Origin of the sequence: Methanocaldococcus bathoardescens (assembly GCF_000739065.1) — an archaeon.
Classification (GTDB): domain Archaea; phylum AGJL01; class Methanococci; order Methanococcales; family Methanocaldococcaceae; genus Methanocaldococcus; species Methanocaldococcus bathoardescens.
In genome coordinates this window covers 1,555,179-1,573,845 of the sequence record NZ_CP009149.1, presented here as the reverse complement: position 1 = coordinate 1,573,845, position 18,667 = coordinate 1,555,179, and the positions used below count along the sequence as shown (strand labels likewise).

Genomic DNA, 18,667 nt, shown 5'->3' with positions numbered 1-18,667 from the left:
CACTATGGCAGAACAAAAAAAGGAAAAATGGGGAATAGTTCATATATACTCATCCTACAACAACACAATAATCCACGCAACAGACATTACAGGAGCTGAGACAATTGCGAGAATTTCTGGTGGGATGGTTACAAGAAACCAGAGAGATGAAGGTTCACCTTACGCAGCAATGCAAGCAGCATTTAAATTGGCAGAGATGTTAAAAGAAAGAGGTATTGAAAACATTCACATAAAGGTTAGAGCTCCAGGAGGTAGTGGACAGAAAAACCCAGGACCTGGAGCTCAAGCTGCTATCAGAGCTTTGGCAAGAGCTGGATTAAGAATTGGAAGAATTGAAGATGTCACACCAGTTCCACACGATGGAACAACACCTAAGAAGAGGTTCAAAAAGTAAGGTGATAATCTTTGATTACAATTAAAGAGAAGAAAAAGACAAGAATTGGGGAGGAATTTATTTTTTCTTTAAAAGCCCCAATTTCATTTTCTAATGCTATTAGAAGAATAATGATTTCTGAAGTCCCTACTTATGCTATAGAGGACGTTTATATATATGAGAACTCATCATCAATGGATGATGAGATTTTAGCACACAGATTGGGTTTAATCCCGATTAAAGGAAAACCATTATTAGAAAATGAAGTTATAACATTCACTTTAGAAAAAGAGGGACCTTGTACAGTTTATTCATCAGATTTAAAATCTGAAAATGGGGAAGTTGCTTTCAAAAACATTCCAATTGTTAAATTAGGAAAAGGGCAAAAAATACAGATTGAATGTGAAGCAATTCCTGGCATTGGAAAGGTTCATGCAAAATGGCAACCATGTAATGCTGTCTATAAACAAATTGATGAAGACGAAGTTGAGTTTTTAGTTGAAACATTTGGGCAAATGGAAGCTGAAGAAATCTTAGAAGAAGCCGTCAAAATACTAAAAAATAAAGCTGAAAGTTTCTTACAACAGCTTGAATTAATTGAACAATAAAAACTTTCATTCTAATTATTTATTCAAACCTTAATAATTACAAAAAGGTTTGGGAAAACACGGTGAGATAATGAGAAAGATAACAGCTACAAATCCAAGATTAATTAAATTAATTGAGATGTTAAAGCAAGAAAGTTATAAAAATCAGGCAAAGATTTGGAAGGATATAGCAAGAAGGTTAGCAAAACCAAGAAGAAGAAGAGCTGAGGTAAACTTAAGTAAGATAAACAGATACACAAAAGAAGGAGATGTCGTTTTAGTTCCTGGTAAAGTTTTAGGAGCTGGAAAATTAGAGCATAAGGTTGTTGTCGCAGCATTTGCATTCTCAGAAACAGCTAAGAAATTAATTAAAGAAGCTGGAGGAGAAGCAATAACAATTGAAGAATTAATAAAAAGAAATCCAAAAGGTTCAAATGTTAAAATTATGGCATAAAACACGGTGATAATATGACAGTAATAGATGCTGAAGGAGCGATATTGGGAAGATTAGCTTCAGAAGTAGCAAAAAGAGTTTTGAGAGGAGAAGAGATTGTTATTGTAAATGCTGAGAAAGTTATTATAACAGGTAACAAGGATTGGATTATAAAAACCTACCAAGAGGAAAGAGAGAAGAAAAACGTTGCTAACCCAAGAAGATTTGGGCCTAAATTCCCAAGAAGACCAGATGATATATTAAGAAGAACAATTAGAAAAATGCTCCCATACAAAAAACCAAAAGGAAGAGAGGCATTTAAGAGAGTCAAAGTTTATGTTGGAAATCCTAAAAACTTAACAGTTGATGAAAAAATAAGCCACAAATTAAACACCACCAAATACATAACATTAGCTGAGTTAAGTAAACACTTAGGAGCGAAGTTCTGAGGTGATTAAATGGGAAAGATTGTTATAACAGTTGGTAAAAGAAAAAGAGCTATTGCGAGAGCAGTTGCAAGAGAGGGGAAAGGAAGAATAAGAATAAACAAAATACCAATTGAGTTAATTGAGCCTAAATATAAAAGAATGAAGTTAATGGAGCCAATTTTATTAGCTGGAGAAGAAGTTATCAGTCAAATGGATATTGATGTTACAGTTAAAGGCGGAGGAGTAATGGGGCAGATGGATGCTGCAAGAACAGCTATTGGTAAAGCTATTGTTGAATTTACAGGTAGCAAAGAGTTGAGAGATAAGTTCTTAGCTTACGACAGAACATTGTTAGTTAGCGATGCAAGAAGAACCGAGCCACACAAACCAAGTAGATCTACAAAAGGGCCAAGAGCAAAGAGACAAAAGTCATACAGATAAATCCATTGCATTTTTGGAAAAATATTATTTTTTCTTTTTATTTGGGTGAGAAACATGATGTTTCCTATAAGATGCTTTTCTTGTGGTAATGTTATTGCTGAGGTTTTTGAAGAGTATAAAGAAAGAATTTTAAAAGGGGAGAATCCAAAAGATGTTTTAGATGACTTAGGAATTAAAAAATATTGCTGTAGAAGAATGTTTGTTTCTTACAGAATAAGTGAGGATGGAAAAGAGATTATTGATGAGATAATAGCTCATGATGAAAAGCTTTTATAAAATTTTAATTTTTAATCATTACCAAAATTATGGGGCCGTGGGGTAGCCTGGACATCCTGTGCGCTTGGGGGGCGTGCGACCCGGGTTCAAGTCCCGGCGGCCCCACCATTTAATTTTTATATATTTTTATGAGGTGAGATGTTGAAATTAACAAAATTTGAAATTGCGAGAATATTGGGGGCAAGAAGTTTGCAGATATCAAATGGAGCTTATGCAACAATAGAAACAAAATGTGATAGCTCATTAAAAATAGCTTATGAAGAAATTAAACAAGGAAAAGTTCCATTAAAACCAATTAGACCAATAAAGGCATAAAATTATAATTATTTTTTAATTGAGGTGGATGTAATTGACAAATGTTATTATTGAAAAAATAAGTGCAAAAGAAGTTTTTAAAGGAGCTAAAATTAAAGTAATGATTACAACAATGACAAATATTTCTATTGGCTATGATATTATTGAAGTTAATAATCCAGAAGAAGCAATAGCTGATGTTGAGAATGTCATAGCCCCAGAACTTATTGGATATCCAGCAACTGATATTGATTTCATCGATACATTAATTTGTGAAACATCAGTTAATAACCCTACTGTAGCAATGGGAATCTCTATTAGCGTAGCAAGAGCAGCTTCAAACAGCTTAGATATTCCCTTATTTAAATTCTTAGGAGGGGCTTTAACAACTGATTTACCAATAGTAGCTTCTGGTGTATTGGTTGATAAAGACAAAAATGAATTAATTCCAATAGTTATGGCAGAATCTATAGAGGATATAGTTAATTTGTATTTAAAACTCGCAGATATTTTATCAGAAGATTATAGTATTGTAAATATTAATGGAGCATATACATGCAAAGATATATTTAATGAGATTCCAAAAATTAGGAATTTGATAGATGAAATTAAAGAAGATGAAGATTTAGATATATTATTGGGACTTAGTTCTAAAAAAGAGATTGTTAGAGATAAAGATTTATCTCAAATTGACTATTTAGAGGTTGAAGAGCCTGTAGAATTTGATGGATTCCTATGCACAGATAGCATTTATGAAGAAAGTGATTTTGTTAAAGTTTTCCCATACGAGATGGGAACAATAACTGAGATGTATTACTATATAAATTATATTATGGATAAAGGGCTTTATCCAGTAATATTTGGAAACAACTCATCATTTGCACATGTAGCTGTTAGTTTCAAGGTTCCTTTTTTAAGAGCAGCCCTCTCTTCAAATGTGCTAAATGAGGTTTGGAACATAGAAAGAACTATAGTAAATCCAAATATAAGGAGGTTTTAGATTTTTATTTTTTTAACAATTTTCCGATAACTATTTATAGTTAAAATAGAAACCATAATTTAAATTTTAAATTAAATCCACTATTAAGTTTTAGAGGTGGTAATAATGGCTGTAACAATAGATTACAATTTATGTAAAGGAGCTGAATGTGCAGAATGTGCAAATAACTGCCCAATGGAAGTTTTTGAAATTGAAGGAGATAAAGTAGTTGTTGCAAGACCTGAAGATTGCACTTATTGTGGAGTTTGTGAAGATGTTTGCCCAACAGGAGCTGTAAAAGTTGAACCAGAATAAAAGAGCAAAAATTTAAATATATTTTTTCTGTAAAATCTATTTTTATTGTTCCATTTCTTCTAATGCTTTAAACAACTCTTCCCATGCTTCTAAACTTAATTTAGCATCTTCTTCACTTAAAACTTCTAAAGCATAGCCAGTGTGGATTAATATATAATCTCCTATTTTAACCTCTTTATCTAAAAGTGTTAATTTTGCCTTTTGCTTAACTCCTTTATATTCAGCTATGGCATATTTTTCTCCATCTTCCTCTATAATCTCAACAACTTTACAAGGAATTGCCAAACACATAATTCATCACCAAACCATAGTTTGTGTTCCTTATATAAATCTCTGTTTATGAAACTTTTTATATTTGATATTAATCAAAAATGGATGTGGTCTTTTAAAATAAATGGTAGAATAACTATTCCATGTTTAATTAACCTACTTAAAAACACCGCAATCATGTATCTCTCAAATGGCATTTCAAAACTACCACAAATCCAACATATGACCTCAAAAGGAATTGGTGTAAAGCTTACAACTATAACGCCAAGAATTCCCCATTTTTTTAAATAAAGAGTTCCTTTTCTTATTTTTTCTTCATCAAATAATTTTAACATTAACTTTTCCCCATACTTTTTTGCGAGAAAATAGGTAATTACTGCCCCAAAATTGCATGCAACTGTTGAAACAATCCAAACTAACTTCCAATCCAATCCTAATAAAATACCTGCTACAATAAATATTTCAGTGGGAAATGGTTGAAATATTGGCTCAGAAAATCCTACCAAAAATATCCCAAAATACCCATAATCCTTTATAAGATTTAATAGGAATTCTTTAAATAGTTCAAGGTTAATCATATTTATCGCCGTATTGTTTAAGAGTTTGAAGATTTATTTATAACTTATCTTACTATCTAATCTTACTAATTCTTAAATTTCATGGTGAGAGTATGAAGTTAAGACCAGAATGTGCTATCTGTATAATAAGACAAGTTGTTGATGCTGCTAATGAAATAACAGATGATGAGAGAGAGCAATTTAGATTAATAAAAAGCACTATGGAAGTTATTAAAGATGTTTATGGTGAAAATGCCGTTCCGGCATGGATGGGGACTATAGTTCATAGATATTTAAAGAAAATTAGTAATAACAACGACCCTTATAAAAATTTGAAAGAGAAGGCAAACAAAATAGCTTTACAGTATTTGGATAAAGTTAGAGAGATGAGTAATACAGATGATGAGCTTGAGAGATTGAGAAAGAAGGTTTTAGCAACAATTGCAGGAAACGTTATAGATTTTGGGGCTTACAGCACAGAGATAAATATTGAAAAGTTAATTGAAGATACATTAAATGGAGAGTTAAAGATAGATAATAGCAAAGAGCTTTTAAATGATTTAAAGAATAAAGATATAAAAAAGATTTTGTACATATGTGATAACGCTGGAGAGATTATTTTTGATAGGGTTTTAATGGAAGAGATTAAAAAATATGATAAAGATATCGTTGCAGTAGTTAAAGGAAAACCAATTCTAAATGATGCAACATTAGAAGATGCAAAGATAGCTAAAATTGATGAGATAGCTAAGGTTATAACAACTGGCTCAGATATCATTGGGATTATTTTAGAAGAGTGTTCAGAAGAATTTTTGAAAGAGTTTGAAAGTGCTGATTTAATCATTGCCAAAGGAATGGGTAATTATGAAAGTTTAACAGAATATGGAGATAGAATAGGTAAGCCAGTTTATTATATATTAAAGGCAAAATGCAGACCTGTTGCTGAAAATATTGGTGTCGATGTAGGGGATAATGTTTTATTAAAAAAATAAAAAATAAAGTTTCTTAAGCAAAAAATAATCTGAGGAGATATTATGGTTACTTACAAAGATGCAGGAGTAGATATATCACATGAAGATAGAGTGATTAAAGCTTTAGTTTCACAGATAACATTTAAAAGAACTGATATAAAGCCTGCTGAGTTAGGATTGCATTATGCAGGGGCAGTAGAGTTTGGAGATTACTATTTAGTTCTATCAACAGATGGTGTTGGAAGTAAGATGATAGTTGCTGAAATGGCTAATAAATTTGATACAGTTGGAATAGACATGATAGCAATGAATGTAAATGATGCCATCTGTATTGGAGCAGAGCCAGTTGCTTTGGTTGATTACTTAGCAGTTGGACATATAACTGAAGAGATAGCTGAGCAAATAGGAAAAGGTTTAAATGAAGGAGCTAAAGAGGCTAATATAAACATAGTTGGTGGAGAGACAGCAACATTACCAGACATGATTAAAGGCATTGATTTAGCGGGGACTGTTTTAGCAATAGTTAAAAAAGATGAAATCATAACTGGAAAAGATGTAAAACCAGGAGATGTAATTGTTGGATTAAGAAGCTCTGGAATACATAGCAATGGGTTATCATTGGCAAGGAAAGTATTTTTTGACATAGCTAAGATGGATGTTTATGATAAACTCTCTTATGGAAAAACAGTTGCTGAAGAGCTTTTAACACCAACAAGAATTTATGTGAAGCCAGTTTTAGAGATGGTTAGAGATAAAGATATAGAGGTTAAAGGTTTAGCCCACATAACTGGAGGTAGCTTTAGAAAGCTTAAAAGATTGAATGATAAAGTAACTTATTATATAGATAACCTTCCAGAACCATTGCCAATATTTAAGGAGATTCAAAGATTAGGTAATGTGCCAGATGAAGAGATGTTTAGAACATTTAATATGGGTATTGGATTCTGTGTAATTGTTGATGAAGAAGATGCTGACAAAGTTATAAAGATATCAAATAAATATAATATTCCAGCTCAGATAATAGGTAGAGTTGTTGATAGCTTAGAAGTTAATGGAAATAAGGTTGTTGGCAAATCTGTTGTAAAGTATAATGATAAGTTCATCATATTAGAGTAAATAGAGTTTTAATTTTAGCTTTTTAGTCTACTTAATTTTTTATTCTTTTATTTATTGATTAAATCTAACAACAAAAAATTAAAAAGGGTTTTTAACATGTGCGGGATATTTGGAGTCTACTCTTATGAAAAACTAAACGTAGCTAAGAAAATTTATTATGGGTTGTTTGCTTTACAACACAGAGGACAGGAAGGGGCTGGAATTGCTACAAGTGATGGAAAAAATATACACTATTACAAAAATATTGGATTAGTTACAGATGTTTTTAAAAATGAGATATTGCAAAACTTATTTGGATACATTGGAATTGGACATGTAAGATATTCAACAACTGGAGGAAAGGCTGTTGAGAACTGCCAGCCGTTTGTTGTTAAAAGCTCATTTGGTAATATAGCTATAGCCCATAATGGAGATTTGGTAAATTCAAATGAATTGAGAAGAGAATTAGAGATGAAGGGGCATATATTCACTTCTTCAACTGACTCTGAAGTTATAGCTCAACTTTTAGTTAGAGAGTTGTTAAAAACATCTGATAAGATTGAAGCAATAAAAAATACATTGAGAAAACTTGTAGGTGCTTATTCACTTTTAATAATGTTTAATGATTCTTTAATAGCAGTAAGAGACCCATGGGGCTTTAAACCATTGTGTATTGGAAGAGATGAGAGCAATATTTACATATCATCTGAGGATTGTGCATTAACAACCTTAGATGCTGAATTTATTAGGGATGTAGAACCAGGAGAGATTATTGAAATTAAAAATGGTGAAATGATATCTCATAAATTGGATTATGATGTTTCTGAATACAATCCTGTAAATGCTAATGTTCCATGCATATATAATGGAGCTACAACATGTATGTTTGAGTATGTGTATTTTGCAAGACCTGACTCAACAATTGATGGGGTTAGCGTCTATAAGGTTAGAAAAAGAATTGGAAAGATTTTGGCTAAAGAACATCCAGTAGATGCTGATGTTGTATCTCCAATTCCAGATTCTGGTGTAGCGTTTGCCTTAGGGTTTTCTGAAGAGTCAGGGATTCCATACTATGAAGGTTTAATAAAAAACAGATATGTTGGAAGGACTTTTATTCTACCTTCACAGAATGAGAGAGAGTTGGCTGTAAGGTTAAAGTTAAGTCCAGTAAAAAGTGTATTAGAAGGGAAGAGGGTTGTTTTAGTTGATGATAGTATTGTTAGAGGTACTACTTCAAGAAGGATTGTAAATATGGTTAGAAAGGCTGGAGCAAAGGAAGTGCATCTAAGAATAGGAAGTCCTAAAATTATATCTCCTTGCTATTATGGTATAGACATGGCAACTAAAAAAGAACTTATTGCTTCAAATAAAACAGAAAAAGAGATAGGAAAAGCTATTGGAGTAGATTCTATTGGATATTTATCATTGGAGGGATTAGTTAAAGCAATAGGTAGAAAAGATTTATGTTTAGCTTGTGTAACTGGAGAATATCCAACTGAAGTTAAGTTTGAAAAGATATTGGGAAGAGAATAACCTATCTTTTATCCATACAGTCAATATATTTATCCAATATTGCGTAATATCATCAGTGCTTCATTATTTATTTTTTCTTCATATCTTTGAATTATTTTCTCAGCTTCTTTTAAAAATTCGTTGTCAGGTAGAGATATCAAATAATTTACCATATTTGAAGGTATTGGTAGAGATACTATTGCCTGTTTTGCAAAATATAAAATATCGAGTTCGTAAATGTAAAACCTAAACCCGTTTATATTATATTTCTTAATTAATTTTTTAAGTCCTTTAGTTCCTACTTTTACTTGTTTTGTAGTTGCAAGATAAATTCTTTCTAACTCTCCATCAAGATATTTTTTTAGTATTCCATAAACTTGACAATATTCTTTATTGTATCTGTTGGGGTAGAGTAATGAGTTATACTTACATTCAATATAAGTTTTAGTCCCTTTAATTTTAAAATCAAATAACTCACATTTTTCTAATTCAAATTCTTCTCTTAAAGCTAGCCAAACTATTAATTCAAAAATTTGGCCTTTTGCATCATCTTTAATGTTAATGAATTCTACCAAATCTTTAATAGTAAAATATGGTTGCATTTTTTACACCTTATATCTTATAATATAATCTTAATATGATTGAGATATACTCAAGCAAAAATAGCTGAAGAAATTCTAAGAAATATGAAATGGAAATAAAAAAAGATTTTTTAATTTATAAGTATTTTTTAACAAAGTATTCAGCATTTAATATACTTGCCCCAGCAGCTCCTCTAATTGTGTTATGCTCTAACGCAGTGTATTTAACATCAAATATTGGGTCTTTTCTGATTCTACCAACAACAATACTCATTCCATTTCCTTCATTTCTGTCCAATCTTGGTTGTGGTCTATCTATCTCTTCCCTAATAACAATTGGTTTAGCATAGGTTGGAAGGTTTAAGTCTTTTAATGGGTCAAATTTGTCCATAACCTCTTTTATCTCTTCTGGCTCAGCCCCTTCTTTTGTTTTGACAAATATGCTCTCAGTATGCCCATCTATAACTGCAACTCTATTACATGAAGCACTTAATTTAAAGTTAGCAAACTCAACCTTACCATCTTTTAAAGTTCCTAACAGCTTTAAGCTCTCTGTTTGCATTTTTTCTTCTTCATTTTTAATATATGGAATTAAATTATCTAAAATTGCCATTGAAGGAACGCCATTATAACCTGCTCCACTAACTGCCTGCAATGTTGTTATAATTACTGAATCTAAGCCAAATTTATCCATTATTGGTTTTAATGTTATGACAGCACAAATTGTTGAGCAGTTAGGGTTTGTTATAATTGCCCCATCCCATCCTCTCTTTTCTCTCTGAATTTCTATCAATTCTAAGTGGTCTGCATTAACTTCAGGAATTACTAATGGAACATCTTCTTCCATTCTATAAGCTGATGCGTTAGAGAAAACCAATTTACCTTCCTTAGCAAATTCTGGTTCAAACTTTTTAGCTAAATCTGAAGGTAGAGCTGAGAAGACAATATCAACATCTTCAAATGCTTCATGCTTAGGGTCTGTTGGAATCACAACCATATCTTTTATATTTTCTGGAATATCTCTATCTTGGAACCAGTAGCATGCATCTTTATACTTTTTCCCAGCACTTCTCTCTGATGCTGCTAAAGCTGTTAACTCAAACATTGGGTGGTCTGCCAATAATTGGACAAATCTCTGCCCCACGCTTCCAGTAGCTCCTAAGACACCAACTTTTATCTTCATCTTTTCACCTTTAGACAATTATCTTAAAAATTAACTCTTTCCCTTCTTTTAATTTTTTTACTATCTCTCTATTAATATCTTTTGCTGATTTATTTGCATTAATCATTAACGTTCTTGGGCATATGTAATTACTCTTTCTAATAACAATATCTGTTGGATGATTTAAAATTAAATCTTTATGCCCCTCTCCAATTATAGTGTCTTTTATTCCTTCAACTTCAATCTCTACAATTATTTTTTTAGCATTTCTAAGCTTTTCCTTAAATTCTTCACTAAAATCAGTCATAGATTTATCTGCCTCTATTCCTATAATGCAATGTCCAGTTGGTGTTAAATAATCTTCTTTTGTAATCTCCAAGGTTGTTTTATGAGTTGCCGAGACATTTTTATGTCCTTTAGCTTTGATAATAAATTCCATTAATACCCCTCCTAAATAATTTAATTTTATTATATTATTTCAGTTAAATTTCTTCAAATTCTAAATATTTTTACTTAAACTCAATAAAATGTCCAAATATTGTCCGAAAAAATATATATAATTATTTATTTTATCATACACCTGTATAAGTAATACTACATAGGTGATATGGTGGTTCTATATAAGATAAGAAGAACAAGAAACACTCCATGCCCTTCTATAGCTTCAGCTGTAATTATAGGATATTCTGTAGGGTTAAAGTTAATTACCGGACATGGGGCTCAAAGCTTAAGTAACATGGCAGGTTCTTATGCTGGAAGGGAGTTGGGAATTTATGCAATGAATGAAGGTTATGAATTTAAAGATATTAAAGATATTGAAAAATTTTTTAAAGAATTAAATTTTGCAAATATAGAAATAGATGAAGAAGGAGATGAAATTATTGTAAAAATATCAAAATGTAATCTCTGTCCAAAAAGAATTTGTGGCTATGAATTTGGAGGAACAGCATGTCCTTGGGGTGGGTTATTAATAGGATTTATAAGTGAAACTTTAAAATATAAATTAGGTTATCAAATGAATTTAAAGCCAGCTGAAACATGTATTATTAAATTAAAGAAAAAATAATTTATTTAATCTTAAAAAACTCTAAAATCTCATAAGGATGCTTTAATACAATAACATCTTCCAATTCTTTTAATTTTCTTGTATTTTCAGCATCTATTTTTCTAACTCTCATCTTAACCTCTTTTCCTTCAATTATTGCATTGTATGGGCAAACTTTTTTACAATTTCCACATCCTAAGCATTTAGGTAGTGATATCTCAACAAAATCTTCTCTCTTAACTATAGCACCATTTGGACAAACTTTTATACATTTTAAACAGAGCTTACATTTCTTTTTGTCTATTGAATATGGAAGTTTTGTTATAACAATCCCTTCTTTATAATCAACAGGCACGATTAAAGACTTAACAAACCCCTTTCCTGCTTGGGCAATAGCATTTGTTACTAAGCTGTCAGCTATTCCATTAACTACCTTAGCAACAGTATTTCCAGAAGCTGGGGAACAAATTAAGTAATCATATTTTCCCAAGCTTAATCTTCCAGTAATTGGTGATGAATACGGATGTTCTCTCTCTAAAATTAGCTCTTCATAATAATTTCCATTGGAAATATTATATAGTTCCCCAAACAAACCATACATCTTCACAACTTCTTCCCCTGCTCTTGAAACTAAAGTAGTTACCTTCAAATCTTCAATTTCTTCCTTTAATTTTTTCATTACTTGGAAACTCTCTCTTAATAAATGCCCAGCCCCTGTAATACACCAAACTATTTTCATGTTTATCCCAAAATCTATAATTCATCCAAGCTTAGATTTTTTAATCTCTCAGCTATATACTCAATCATCTCTTTCAAATTTTTCTTGTTGTCAAAGCCATCTACAATCTTTAAAAGCTCTTCTCTATCTTTATTTTTAAATTCTCTAACATATTTGATTAATAAAGGTAAAGTTCTTGTTAATTCATCCACTATTGTTATGGTAGATTTTCTTGCAGTTCTTGATAATGGATTTAAATCTATCGCTATAACCTTTTTACCCATATTAACTAAAGCTTCTGCTCTATCCCCATCCTCTAACGGGACTAAAACAACATCTGCACTAAATATCCCCTCTTCTGAAACCTTTCCTCTCAAGCTGTCCAAGTTTGGAATCTGTTTATTTGCATCATCAATTCCTAAGATTTTTATCTTTCCTGTCTCAATATCATCTTTAAATTTTTCTTCAAAAGCTTTTTTTATAGCCAATTCTCTCTCTTTAGTCCTATAAAATAAATTAACCTCTATCTTTCCATTTAATTCCTTAGCTAATTCAACAACTTCATCTATTGCCAAAGCCACTGTATTTCCATTAACACTTATCACTGGATTTTTAGCTAAAATTAACATAGCAGCAGCAGCTTTTATTGCTTCTAATGCTATTGGTGTTGTTTTTTCCCCAATTAAATAATCAAACATCTCACCTCTACCATGAGCTATTAATCCAGCTTTAGCTAAAATCCCTTTATCTAATGCCTCAATTACCTTTTCTCTCTTCATTAAAGATTCGTATCTTGGATGTGTTTTAGGAATCTGCATTATACCACCAAATTTTTTATATGACTATTTACATTAAAAATTAGCATTAAAGAGAATTTATATTATTTAAGGTGATAGAATGAAACTACATGAATATGAGGCTAAAAATATATTTAAAAAGTATGGTATCCCTGTCCCAGAAAGTTTTTTAGTGTATAAGGAAGATGATTTAAACAGAATAGAGATTGAAAAAGATGTTGTTTTAAAAGCTCAGGTTTTAGTTGGTGGAAGAGGAAAAGCAGGGGGAATTTTATTTGCATCAAATAAAGAAGAATTCATAAAGAAAGCAGAAGAACTATTTAATAAAGAAATCAAAGGAGAAAAAGTAGAAAAAATTTTAGTTGAAGAGAAATTACCAATAGAAAAGGAATATTATGTATCAATTATTATTGATAGAGATGCTAAAAAACCACTAATTATTTTCTCAACTGAAGGAGGAGTGGATATTGAAGAAGTTGCATCAAAAGAGCCAGAGAAAATTATAAAATATCATATAGATGTTAAAAAACCATTCCTTCCATATATAGCAAGGTGGATAGTTAAAGAGGCAAAAGTGCCAAGTAATGAGATTGGAAAAGTTGCTGACATTATTTATAAATTATATAAAATCTTTAAAGAGTTAGATGCTACAATGGTTGAAATAAATCCTTTAGTTATAACTAAAGATGGAAATGCCTATGCTGCTGATGCTGTTATCCATTTAGATGACGATGCAGCATTTAGACATAATTATGAGATATTTGAAGAATACAAAAATAAAGAAAAATTGCCATTTGCCTATGTTGAGTTAGATGGAGATGTTGCTATTATAGGTAATGGGGCAGGTTTAACATTAGCAAGTATGGATGTTATAAATAACCTTGGCAGAAAACCAGCTTGCTTCTTAGATATTGGAGGAGGGGCTGATACTGAAACAGTAAAATTAGCTTTAAGAAAAGTTTTAGAGAATAAAAATGTTAAGGGAATATTTATTAATATTTTAGGAGGAATTACAAGATGTGATGAAGTTGCAAAAGGAATTGTTGAGGTTTTAAAAGAACATCCAAATATAAAATTTGCTGTTAGAATGATGGGAACTAATGAAGAGATTGGAAGAAAAATATTGGAAGAGCATGGAATACCTTATGAAACATCAATGGAAGAAGCTGGAAGAAAGTTAATTGAGTCATTAAGCTAATTCCTTATGATTTTTTATTAATTTTTGGTGAAAAAATGATATTAGTTACTGGAGGGGCAGGTTTTATTGGTAGCCATATTGTAGATAAGCTAATTGAAAACAATTATGATGTAATTATTTTAGATAATCTAACAACAGGAAATAAAAATAACATAAATCCAAAGGCAGAGTTTATAAATGCAGATATAAGAGATAAGGATTTAGATAAAAAAATTAATTTTAAAGATATTGAAGTTGTAATCCATCAAGCAGCTCAGATAAACGTTAGAAGCTCTGTTGAAAATCCAATATATGATGGAGATATCAACGTTTTAGGAACTACAAATATTTTGGAGTTTATGAGAAAGTATGACATAAATAAAATAATATTTGCATCATCCGTTGGAGTGTATGGAGAACCGAATTATCTTCCAGTTGATGAAAATCATCCAATAAATCCTCTATCCCCTTATGGACTAAGCAAATATGTTGGGGAGGAATATATCAAGTTATACAACCGTTTATATGGAATTGAATATGCAATTTTAAGATACTCAAATGTTTATGGAGAAAGGCAGGACCCAAAAGGAGAGGCAGGGGTTATTAGTATATTTATAGACAAGATGTTAAAAAATGAAAATCCAATTATTTTTGGAGATGGGAATCAAACAAGAGATTTTGTTTATGTTGGAGATGTTGCAAAAGCAAATATTATGGCATTAAATTGGAAAAATGAGACAGTTAATATAGGCACTGGAAAAGAAACATCAGTAAATAAATTATTTAATATAATAAAAAATGAAATTGGATTTAAAGGGAATGCAATATATGACAAACCAAGAGAAGGAGAAGTTTATAGAATTTATTTGGATATAAAAAAGGCAGAGTCATTGGGTTGGGAACCAGAGGTTGATTTGAAAGAGGGGATAAAGAGGGTTGTTAATTGGATGAAAAATATAAATAGGTAATGGAGTTAATTCTATATGCTCCTAAAATATACCACAACAGATAACTCAGAAAGGTTGGGAGCATGGATAATGTAGTGTTAATAGGGAAGAAGCCAGTGATGAACTACGTTGTAGCAGTTCTTACACAGCTAACAAGCAATGATGAAGTGATAATAAAAGCAAGAGGAAAAGCTATCAATAAAGCAGTAGATGTTGCAGAGATGATAAGAAACAGATTTATAAAAGACATAAAAGTTAAAAAAATAGAGATAGGAACAGACAAAGTGAAGAATCCAGATGGAAGAGAAGTTAATGTCTCAACAATTGAGATTGTTTTAGCTAAATAAATTTTTATAGTTTTAACTTTTTTTATATTAATTGTTAATTAATTATTTCTTTAATGTTTTCATTTTATTGGAGAGATATTTATTAATTTCAAAAAAGGTGTTACTATGCTAAATTCTATAAAAATTAGTGCAATAGTGCATGCTACAGAGGATGAGGATAAGGTTTTAGAGGCTATAGAGTTTTTTATTCCAGAGGATGTTGATGAGGAGAAAATAAATTTAGAAGTTGTTGAAACACAGGGATACTTTGGAAACCCAATAAAAATTATCAATGTAGGTGTTGAAGGAAAGGAAGCTAAGAAGATATTCAAACATATTATGGATTTGATAAAATCTGATGAGAGAAATTTAAATAAGTTAAAAAAAGATTTACACTTAAGAGTTGAGGATAACAAATTTTATGTTAGGTTTGATAAGCAGAGAGCTTATTTAGGAGAGTGTAGAGTTATAGATGGGGATGATGTTATAAGGACTGTTTTCAACTTCAAAATATTTGCTCCAAAAAATAAGGAGGAAAAAGTTAAAGAAATTGTTGCTGAAGCTCTTGAATTGAATGAAGATAAGTGATAACCATGCATGAATTGTCCTATGCCACAGCTATACTTGAAGCAATACTTAATAGCGTAAAAAAAGAGGAAGAAAAAGGAAAAAAGATAAAGAAAGTTAGTGAAATTAACTTAGAAGTTGGAGAACTAACATTTATCAATGTTGAGCAATTGAAATTTGCATTTGAAGTTATTGCAGAAGGGACTATCTGCGAGAATGCTAAAATTAATGTTGAATTTATAAAACCAAAATGCAAATGTTTAGATTGTGGATATGAAGGAGAAGCAGAGATAATAGATGAATTTGAAATCTACTGTCCAAATTGTAAAAGTATAAGGTTAAAGCTATCTGGAGGAAAAGAGTTTAATATAAAAAATGCAACTGTTGAGTATGAAGGCTAAAGAGAGAAAAAGATAGCAGTCATTTTATGTTTATTAAGGAAACATTAGTTTTAAATTATCTTATTTAAGTTAAAAGCATAAACTTTATTTTAACATCCGCATAACCTACATCTTCATCATAACTACATCCCACTATCACAATGTCATCTTTTGTAGTTATTGAATATACACTGTCTCTTCCTGTTTTTAAATTTAAAGCATAAGCCAAATTGTTCTTGCATCCTACTATTACAGTATTATCCTTCACTAATATTTTTCTTACCTCGTATTCTGTGAATATAGGGGCTTTAAATTCCCATTAGTTCATTTCTTTTTTTAACATCTAACTTACTCATTTTCTTCCCCACTTTATTATTTTCAATTATAAAACCTTAATATAAAAATTATAAAAAATTTTAGAATAGTTATATCCTCTTCCTCATCCTCAAATACTCCCTCACAAACTCCTCCTGCTCTTCTGTCTCAACTGCACACCCACAATAACACTCTCTAACGTACTCTATTGGGTTTTCAATCCCATTCAATTCAGCCCAAACAGCTAAGACAGTTCCAGTCCTTCCATGCCCACCAATGCACGAAACAACAACCTCTCTATCCTTAGAAGTATGATATTTTATAAAATCAACAATCAAATCCATATCCTCAACAGTAGGAATACCATAATCCTTTATAGGCACATATAAGGTAGGAATCCTCATAGGATACTCTATAATCTCACACCATCTTCTTAACCACAGCTCATCCAATATCACAAAACCTCCAATTTTGTCTTTTAAATGAAATGGAAAATAAGGAAAGCTCGCAGGTCTTACACCAAAAATACTTACTTCACCGTTATGCCTACATTTTCCCATACTCTCACACTTAAGTATTGCAATATATAAATACAATATAAAAAATAAAAATAAAATTTAATGTCATTAAAAATCTTAAAAAGTTTAAAAATTAAAATTTAGAATTTATTTTTTTCTGTATTTTGGATGGTATTTCTCAATTAATTCTCTATCAATTCTCTTCAATTCTTCTTCTGGTAATATAGCTAACAACTCCCACAACAAGTCGAGAGTTTCTTCTATACTTCTGTCCTCATCTTTTCCTTGTCTAACAAACTTATCTTCAAACTCATCTGCAAATCTTAAGTATGCCCTATCTCTATCTGTTAATGCCTCCTCCCCAACGACAGCAACTAAATCTCTTAAACTTCTACCTTCTGCATAGGCAGCATAAGCCTGGTTAATAACTTTCTTGTGGTCTTCTCTTGTTTTTCCTTCTCCTTGCCCGTTTCCAGCTAATCTTGATAATGATGGAAGGACATCAACTGGTGGATAGATACCTTTTCTGTGCAACTCTCTTGATAAGACAATCTGCCCCTCTGTAATATAACCAGTTAAGTCAGGAATTGGGTGGGTTATATCGTCATCTGGCATTGTTAAGATTGGAATTTGAGTTATTGTTCCTTTTCTACCTTTAACTCTACCAGCTCTTTCATATATTGTAGCTAAGTCAGTATACATGTAACCTGGGTAACCTCTCCTTCCTGGAACCTCGTTTCTTGCTGCTGAAATTTCCCTCAATGCTTCACAGTAGTTTGTCATATCTGTTAAGATAACGAGAACGTGCATATCTTTCTCATAAGCTAAGTATTCAGCAACAGTTAAAGCAATTCTTGGTGTTAAGATTCTCTCAATTGCAGGGTCATTTGCTAAGTTTATAAAGACAACAGCTCTCTCTAAAGCTCCTGTCTTTCTAAACTCTTCCATGAAGAAGTTTGCCTCTTCTGATGTAATACCCATTGCTGCGAAAACGACCGCGAACTTCTCTCCTTCTCCTCTAACTTTTGCCTGTCTTGCAATCTGAGCAGCTAATTGGTTGTGTGGCAAACCAGAACCTGAGAATATTGGTAATTTCTGCCCTCTAACTAATGTGTTCATTCCATCAATTGTTGAAATACCTGTTTGGATGAAATCACTTGGAACCTTTCTTGAAACAGGGTTCAATGGATAACCATTAATATCTAACTCTTTCTCAGGAACTATTTCTGGTCCTCCATCAATTGGTTTTCCTCTACCGTTAAAGATTCTCCCTAACATTTCCATTGAAACTCCAATCTTAGCTGTCTTTCCTGTAAATCTTACTTTTGTTTGGTTTGTGCTTAATCCTGTTGTCCCCTCAAATACCTGAACAACAGCTAAACCCTCTCTTGCCTCTAAAACTTGCCCCATTCTCTTCTCTCCATCTGGGCAGATAACTTCAACAATCTCTCCATAAGCTGCTCCTTCAACACCTTCAACAATTAATAATGGCCCTGCAATACTCTTAACTGATGAGTATTCTATTGCTGATGTAGTTGCTGCCACTTTCATCACCTCTCAATAAAAAGTTTGTAATGATAAGAAAGAATTAAGTTTTTAGTTA

The 18,667-nt window shown here is 31.4% G+C and carries 28 protein-coding genes and 1 tRNA gene; 19 read left to right on the top strand and 10 right to left on the bottom strand.

All coding sequences use genetic code 11. The features are described from left to right. Positions 1 to 4: 4 nt before the first annotated feature. The 10 genes from JH146_RS08295 (at position 5) to JH146_RS08250 (ending at position 4,126) form a co-directional block, all read left to right on the top strand. Positions 5 to 394: a 30S ribosomal protein S11 gene (locus JH146_RS08295; protein WP_048202525.1), complete on the top strand. Its 390-nt coding sequence runs from the start codon at positions 5 to 7 to the stop codon at positions 392 to 394. A gap of 11 nt (positions 395 to 405) precedes the next feature. Next, positions 406 to 981: a DNA-directed RNA polymerase subunit D gene (locus JH146_RS08290; RefSeq protein WP_048202524.1), complete on the top strand. Its 576-nt coding sequence runs from the start codon at positions 406 to 408 to the stop codon at positions 979 to 981. A 70-nt stretch (positions 982 to 1,051) separates the two neighbouring features. Beyond that, complete coding sequence (locus tag JH146_RS08285; protein ID WP_048202523.1) at positions 1,052 to 1,414, top strand: 50S ribosomal protein L18e; 363 nt, start codon at positions 1,052 to 1,054, stop codon at positions 1,412 to 1,414. Positions 1,415 to 1,428: 14 nt separating this feature from the next. Next, entirely contained in the window at positions 1,429 to 1,842 is a 414-nt protein-coding gene (gene rplM, locus JH146_RS08280; protein ID WP_048202522.1) for a 50S ribosomal protein L13, read from the top strand. A gap of 9 nt (positions 1,843 to 1,851) precedes the next feature. Further along, entirely contained in the window at positions 1,852 to 2,262 is a 411-nt protein-coding gene (locus JH146_RS08275; RefSeq protein ID WP_010869690.1) for a 30S ribosomal protein S9, read from the top strand. 54 nt (positions 2,263 to 2,316) lie between these two features. Further along, on the top strand, positions 2,317 to 2,538 hold the full coding sequence (locus JH146_RS08270) for a DNA-directed RNA polymerase subunit N (protein WP_048202521.1): 222 nt from the start codon (positions 2,317 to 2,319) through the stop codon (positions 2,536 to 2,538). Positions 2,539 to 2,569: 31 nt separating this feature from the next. Then, positions 2,570 to 2,646, top strand: a tRNA-Pro gene (locus JH146_RS08265). Positions 2,647 to 2,679: 33 nt separating this feature from the next. Continuing rightward, positions 2,680 to 2,853: a DNA-directed RNA polymerase subunit K gene (locus JH146_RS08260; RefSeq protein WP_048202520.1), complete on the top strand. Its 174-nt coding sequence runs from the start codon at positions 2,680 to 2,682 to the stop codon at positions 2,851 to 2,853. 34 nt (positions 2,854 to 2,887) lie between these two features. After that, positions 2,888 to 3,832 (top strand): hypothetical protein, encoded by a 945-nt coding sequence (locus JH146_RS08255; protein ID WP_048202519.1) that lies wholly within the window; start codon positions 2,888 to 2,890, stop codon positions 3,830 to 3,832. 105 nt (positions 3,833 to 3,937) lie between these two features. Next, positions 3,938 to 4,126, top strand: a complete 189-nt coding sequence (locus JH146_RS08250; protein WP_048202518.1) for a 4Fe-4S dicluster domain-containing protein — start codon at positions 3,938 to 3,940, stop codon at positions 4,124 to 4,126. Between the two features lie 42 nt (positions 4,127 to 4,168). Here JH146_RS08250 and JH146_RS08245 read toward each other — a convergent pair whose 3' ends face one another. Both JH146_RS08245 and JH146_RS08240 read right to left on the bottom strand, forming a co-directional pair. After that, positions 4,169 to 4,417, bottom strand: coding sequence for a HypC/HybG/HupF family hydrogenase formation chaperone (locus JH146_RS08245; protein WP_010869695.1), 249 nt, complete (start codon positions 4,415 to 4,417; stop codon positions 4,169 to 4,171). Positions 4,418 to 4,491: 74 nt separating this feature from the next. After that, positions 4,492 to 4,974 carry a YqaA family protein gene (locus JH146_RS08240; protein WP_048202517.1) on the bottom strand — a complete coding sequence of 161 codons (483 nt, stop codon included), beginning with the start codon at positions 4,972 to 4,974 and terminating at the stop codon, positions 4,492 to 4,494. A gap of 92 nt (positions 4,975 to 5,066) precedes the next feature. Here JH146_RS08240 and JH146_RS08235 point away from each other — a divergent pair, with 92 nt between their 5' ends. The 3 genes from JH146_RS08235 to purF all read left to right on the top strand — a co-directional run bounded on the left by JH146_RS08235 (position 5,067) and on the right by purF (position 8,552). Continuing rightward, on the top strand, positions 5,067 to 5,945 hold the full coding sequence (locus JH146_RS08235) for a damage-control phosphatase ARMT1 family protein (protein WP_048202516.1): 879 nt from the start codon (positions 5,067 to 5,069) through the stop codon (positions 5,943 to 5,945). Between the two features lie 42 nt (positions 5,946 to 5,987). After that, positions 5,988 to 7,040: a phosphoribosylformylglycinamidine cyclo-ligase gene (purM, locus tag JH146_RS08230; protein WP_048202515.1), complete on the top strand. Its 1,053-nt coding sequence runs from the start codon at positions 5,988 to 5,990 to the stop codon at positions 7,038 to 7,040. 96 nt (positions 7,041 to 7,136) lie between these two features. Continuing rightward, entirely contained in the window at positions 7,137 to 8,552 is a 1,416-nt protein-coding gene (purF, locus tag JH146_RS08225; protein WP_048202514.1) for an amidophosphoribosyltransferase, read from the top strand. Positions 8,553 to 8,581: 29 nt separating this feature from the next. Here the strand turns inward: purF and JH146_RS08220 are convergent, their stop codons facing one another. From JH146_RS08220 to JH146_RS08210, 3 genes are all read right to left on the bottom strand, one after another. Beyond that, complete coding sequence (locus tag JH146_RS08220) at positions 8,582 to 9,133, bottom strand: hypothetical protein (RefSeq protein WP_048202513.1); 552 nt, start codon at positions 9,131 to 9,133, stop codon at positions 8,582 to 8,584. A 115-nt stretch (positions 9,134 to 9,248) separates the two neighbouring features. Continuing rightward, entirely contained in the window at positions 9,249 to 10,295 is a 1,047-nt protein-coding gene (gene asd, locus JH146_RS08215; protein ID WP_048202512.1) for an aspartate-semialdehyde dehydrogenase, read from the bottom strand. A 10-nt stretch (positions 10,296 to 10,305) separates the two neighbouring features. Next, on the bottom strand, positions 10,306 to 10,713 hold the full coding sequence (locus tag JH146_RS08210; protein WP_048202511.1) for a DUF371 domain-containing protein: 408 nt from the start codon (positions 10,711 to 10,713) through the stop codon (positions 10,306 to 10,308). Between the two features lie 168 nt (positions 10,714 to 10,881). On the opposite strand from JH146_RS08210, the gene JH146_RS08205 reads away from it, so the two are divergent. Further along, entirely contained in the window at positions 10,882 to 11,340 is a 459-nt protein-coding gene (locus tag JH146_RS08205) for a hypothetical protein (protein WP_236953662.1), read from the top strand. Between the two features lies 1 nt (position 11,341). On the opposite strand, the gene JH146_RS08200 is transcribed toward JH146_RS08205, so the two are convergent. Together JH146_RS08200 and JH146_RS08195 are read right to left on the bottom strand one after the other, a co-directional pair. Further along, a complete protein-coding gene (locus JH146_RS08200) occupies positions 11,342 to 12,058 on the bottom strand; it encodes a dihydromethanopterin reductase (acceptor) (RefSeq protein ID WP_048202509.1) in 717 nt (238 codons plus the stop codon). Between the two features lie 14 nt (positions 12,059 to 12,072). Next, positions 12,073 to 12,855: a 4-phosphopantoate--beta-alanine ligase gene (locus JH146_RS08195; protein ID WP_048202508.1), complete on the bottom strand. Its 783-nt coding sequence runs from the start codon at positions 12,853 to 12,855 to the stop codon at positions 12,073 to 12,075. A gap of 79 nt (positions 12,856 to 12,934) precedes the next feature. Between JH146_RS08195 and sucC the strand changes: the two genes are divergently transcribed. The 5 genes from sucC (at position 12,935) to hypA (ending at position 16,252) form a co-directional block, all read left to right on the top strand. Next, on the top strand, positions 12,935 to 14,032 hold the full coding sequence (gene sucC / locus JH146_RS08190) for an ADP-forming succinate--CoA ligase subunit beta (protein WP_048202507.1): 1,098 nt from the start codon (positions 12,935 to 12,937) through the stop codon (positions 14,030 to 14,032). Positions 14,033 to 14,067: 35 nt separating this feature from the next. Further along, entirely contained in the window at positions 14,068 to 14,979 is a 912-nt protein-coding gene (locus JH146_RS08185) for an SDR family oxidoreductase (protein ID WP_048202506.1), read from the top strand. A gap of 62 nt (positions 14,980 to 15,041) precedes the next feature. Continuing rightward, complete coding sequence (albA, locus tag JH146_RS08180; RefSeq protein WP_048202505.1) at positions 15,042 to 15,305, top strand: DNA-binding protein Alba; 264 nt, start codon at positions 15,042 to 15,044, stop codon at positions 15,303 to 15,305. A gap of 105 nt (positions 15,306 to 15,410) precedes the next feature. Continuing rightward, positions 15,411 to 15,872 (top strand): RNA-binding domain-containing protein, encoded by a 462-nt coding sequence (locus JH146_RS08175; protein ID WP_048202504.1) that lies wholly within the window; start codon positions 15,411 to 15,413, stop codon positions 15,870 to 15,872. Between the two features lie 5 nt (positions 15,873 to 15,877). Further along, positions 15,878 to 16,252 (top strand): hydrogenase maturation nickel metallochaperone HypA, encoded by a 375-nt coding sequence (gene hypA, locus JH146_RS08170; protein ID WP_048202503.1) that lies wholly within the window; start codon positions 15,878 to 15,880, stop codon positions 16,250 to 16,252. Positions 16,253 to 16,316: 64 nt separating this feature from the next. Here hypA and JH146_RS08165 read toward each other — a convergent pair whose 3' ends face one another. From JH146_RS08165 to JH146_RS08155, 3 genes are all read right to left on the bottom strand, one after another. Further along, entirely contained in the window at positions 16,317 to 16,460 is a 144-nt protein-coding gene (locus JH146_RS08165) for a hypothetical protein (protein WP_153232499.1), read from the bottom strand. Positions 16,461 to 16,656: 196 nt separating this feature from the next. Further along, entirely contained in the window at positions 16,657 to 17,106 is a 450-nt protein-coding gene (locus JH146_RS08160) for a protein-tyrosine phosphatase family protein (protein WP_048202501.1), read from the bottom strand. 105 nt (positions 17,107 to 17,211) lie between these two features. Further along, positions 17,212 to 18,615 carry an ATP synthase subunit B gene (locus JH146_RS08155; protein ID WP_173400845.1) on the bottom strand — a complete coding sequence of 468 codons (1,404 nt, stop codon included), beginning with the start codon at positions 18,613 to 18,615 and terminating at the stop codon, positions 17,212 to 17,214. Positions 18,616 to 18,667: the final 52 nt, after the last annotated feature.

What these genes read in the sequence shown, in the direction of transcription:
- JH146_RS08295 (WP_048202525.1), top strand. Translation starts at nt 5, where the DNA reads ATGGCAGAACAAAAAAAGGAAAAATGGGGAATAGTTCATATATACTCA.
- JH146_RS08285 (WP_048202523.1), top strand. Translation starts at nt 1,052, where the DNA reads ATGAGAAAGATAACAGCTACAAATCCAAGATTAATTAAATTAATTGAG.
- rplM (WP_048202522.1), top strand. Translation starts at nt 1,429, where the DNA reads ATGACAGTAATAGATGCTGAAGGAGCGATATTGGGAAGATTAGCTTCA.
- JH146_RS08275 (WP_010869690.1), top strand. Translation starts at nt 1,852, where the DNA reads ATGGGAAAGATTGTTATAACAGTTGGTAAAAGAAAAAGAGCTATTGCG.
- JH146_RS08270 (WP_048202521.1), top strand. Translation starts at nt 2,317, where the DNA reads ATGATGTTTCCTATAAGATGCTTTTCTTGTGGTAATGTTATTGCTGAG.
- JH146_RS08250 (WP_048202518.1), top strand. Translation starts at nt 3,938, where the DNA reads ATGGCTGTAACAATAGATTACAATTTATGTAAAGGAGCTGAATGTGCA.
- JH146_RS08245 (WP_010869695.1), bottom strand. Translation starts at nt 4,417, where the DNA reads ATGTGTTTGGCAATTCCTTGTAAAGTTGTTGAGATTATAGAGGAAGAT.
- JH146_RS08240 (WP_048202517.1), bottom strand. Translation starts at nt 4,974, where the DNA reads ATGATTAACCTTGAACTATTTAAAGAATTCCTATTAAATCTTATAAAG.
- JH146_RS08235 (WP_048202516.1), top strand. Translation starts at nt 5,067, where the DNA reads ATGAAGTTAAGACCAGAATGTGCTATCTGTATAATAAGACAAGTTGTT.
- purM (WP_048202515.1), top strand. Translation starts at nt 5,988, where the DNA reads ATGGTTACTTACAAAGATGCAGGAGTAGATATATCACATGAAGATAGA.
- purF (WP_048202514.1), top strand. Translation starts at nt 7,137, where the DNA reads ATGTGCGGGATATTTGGAGTCTACTCTTATGAAAAACTAAACGTAGCT.
- JH146_RS08220 (WP_048202513.1), bottom strand. Translation starts at nt 9,133, where the DNA reads ATGCAACCATATTTTACTATTAAAGATTTGGTAGAATTCATTAACATT.
- asd (WP_048202512.1), bottom strand. Translation starts at nt 10,295, where the DNA reads ATGAAGATAAAAGTTGGTGTCTTAGGAGCTACTGGAAGCGTGGGGCAG.
- JH146_RS08210 (WP_048202511.1), bottom strand. Translation starts at nt 10,713, where the DNA reads ATGGAATTTATTATCAAAGCTAAAGGACATAAAAATGTCTCGGCAACT.
- JH146_RS08205 (WP_236953662.1), top strand. Translation starts at nt 10,882, where the DNA reads ATGGTGGTTCTATATAAGATAAGAAGAACAAGAAACACTCCATGCCCT.
- JH146_RS08200 (WP_048202509.1), bottom strand. Translation starts at nt 12,058, where the DNA reads ATGAAAATAGTTTGGTGTATTACAGGGGCTGGGCATTTATTAAGAGAG.
- JH146_RS08195 (WP_048202508.1), bottom strand. Translation starts at nt 12,855, where the DNA reads ATGCAGATTCCTAAAACACATCCAAGATACGAATCTTTAATGAAGAGA.
- sucC (WP_048202507.1), top strand. Translation starts at nt 12,935, where the DNA reads ATGAAACTACATGAATATGAGGCTAAAAATATATTTAAAAAGTATGGT.
- JH146_RS08185 (WP_048202506.1), top strand. Translation starts at nt 14,068, where the DNA reads ATGATATTAGTTACTGGAGGGGCAGGTTTTATTGGTAGCCATATTGTA.
- albA (WP_048202505.1), top strand. Translation starts at nt 15,042, where the DNA reads ATGGATAATGTAGTGTTAATAGGGAAGAAGCCAGTGATGAACTACGTT.
- JH146_RS08175 (WP_048202504.1), top strand. Translation starts at nt 15,411, where the DNA reads ATGCTAAATTCTATAAAAATTAGTGCAATAGTGCATGCTACAGAGGAT.
- hypA (WP_048202503.1), top strand. Translation starts at nt 15,878, where the DNA reads ATGCATGAATTGTCCTATGCCACAGCTATACTTGAAGCAATACTTAAT.
- JH146_RS08160 (WP_048202501.1), bottom strand. Translation starts at nt 17,106, where the DNA reads ATGGGAAAATGTAGGCATAACGGTGAAGTAAGTATTTTTGGTGTAAGA.
- JH146_RS08155 (WP_173400845.1), bottom strand. Translation starts at nt 18,615, where the DNA reads ATGAAAGTGGCAGCAACTACATCAGCAATAGAATACTCATCAGTTAAG.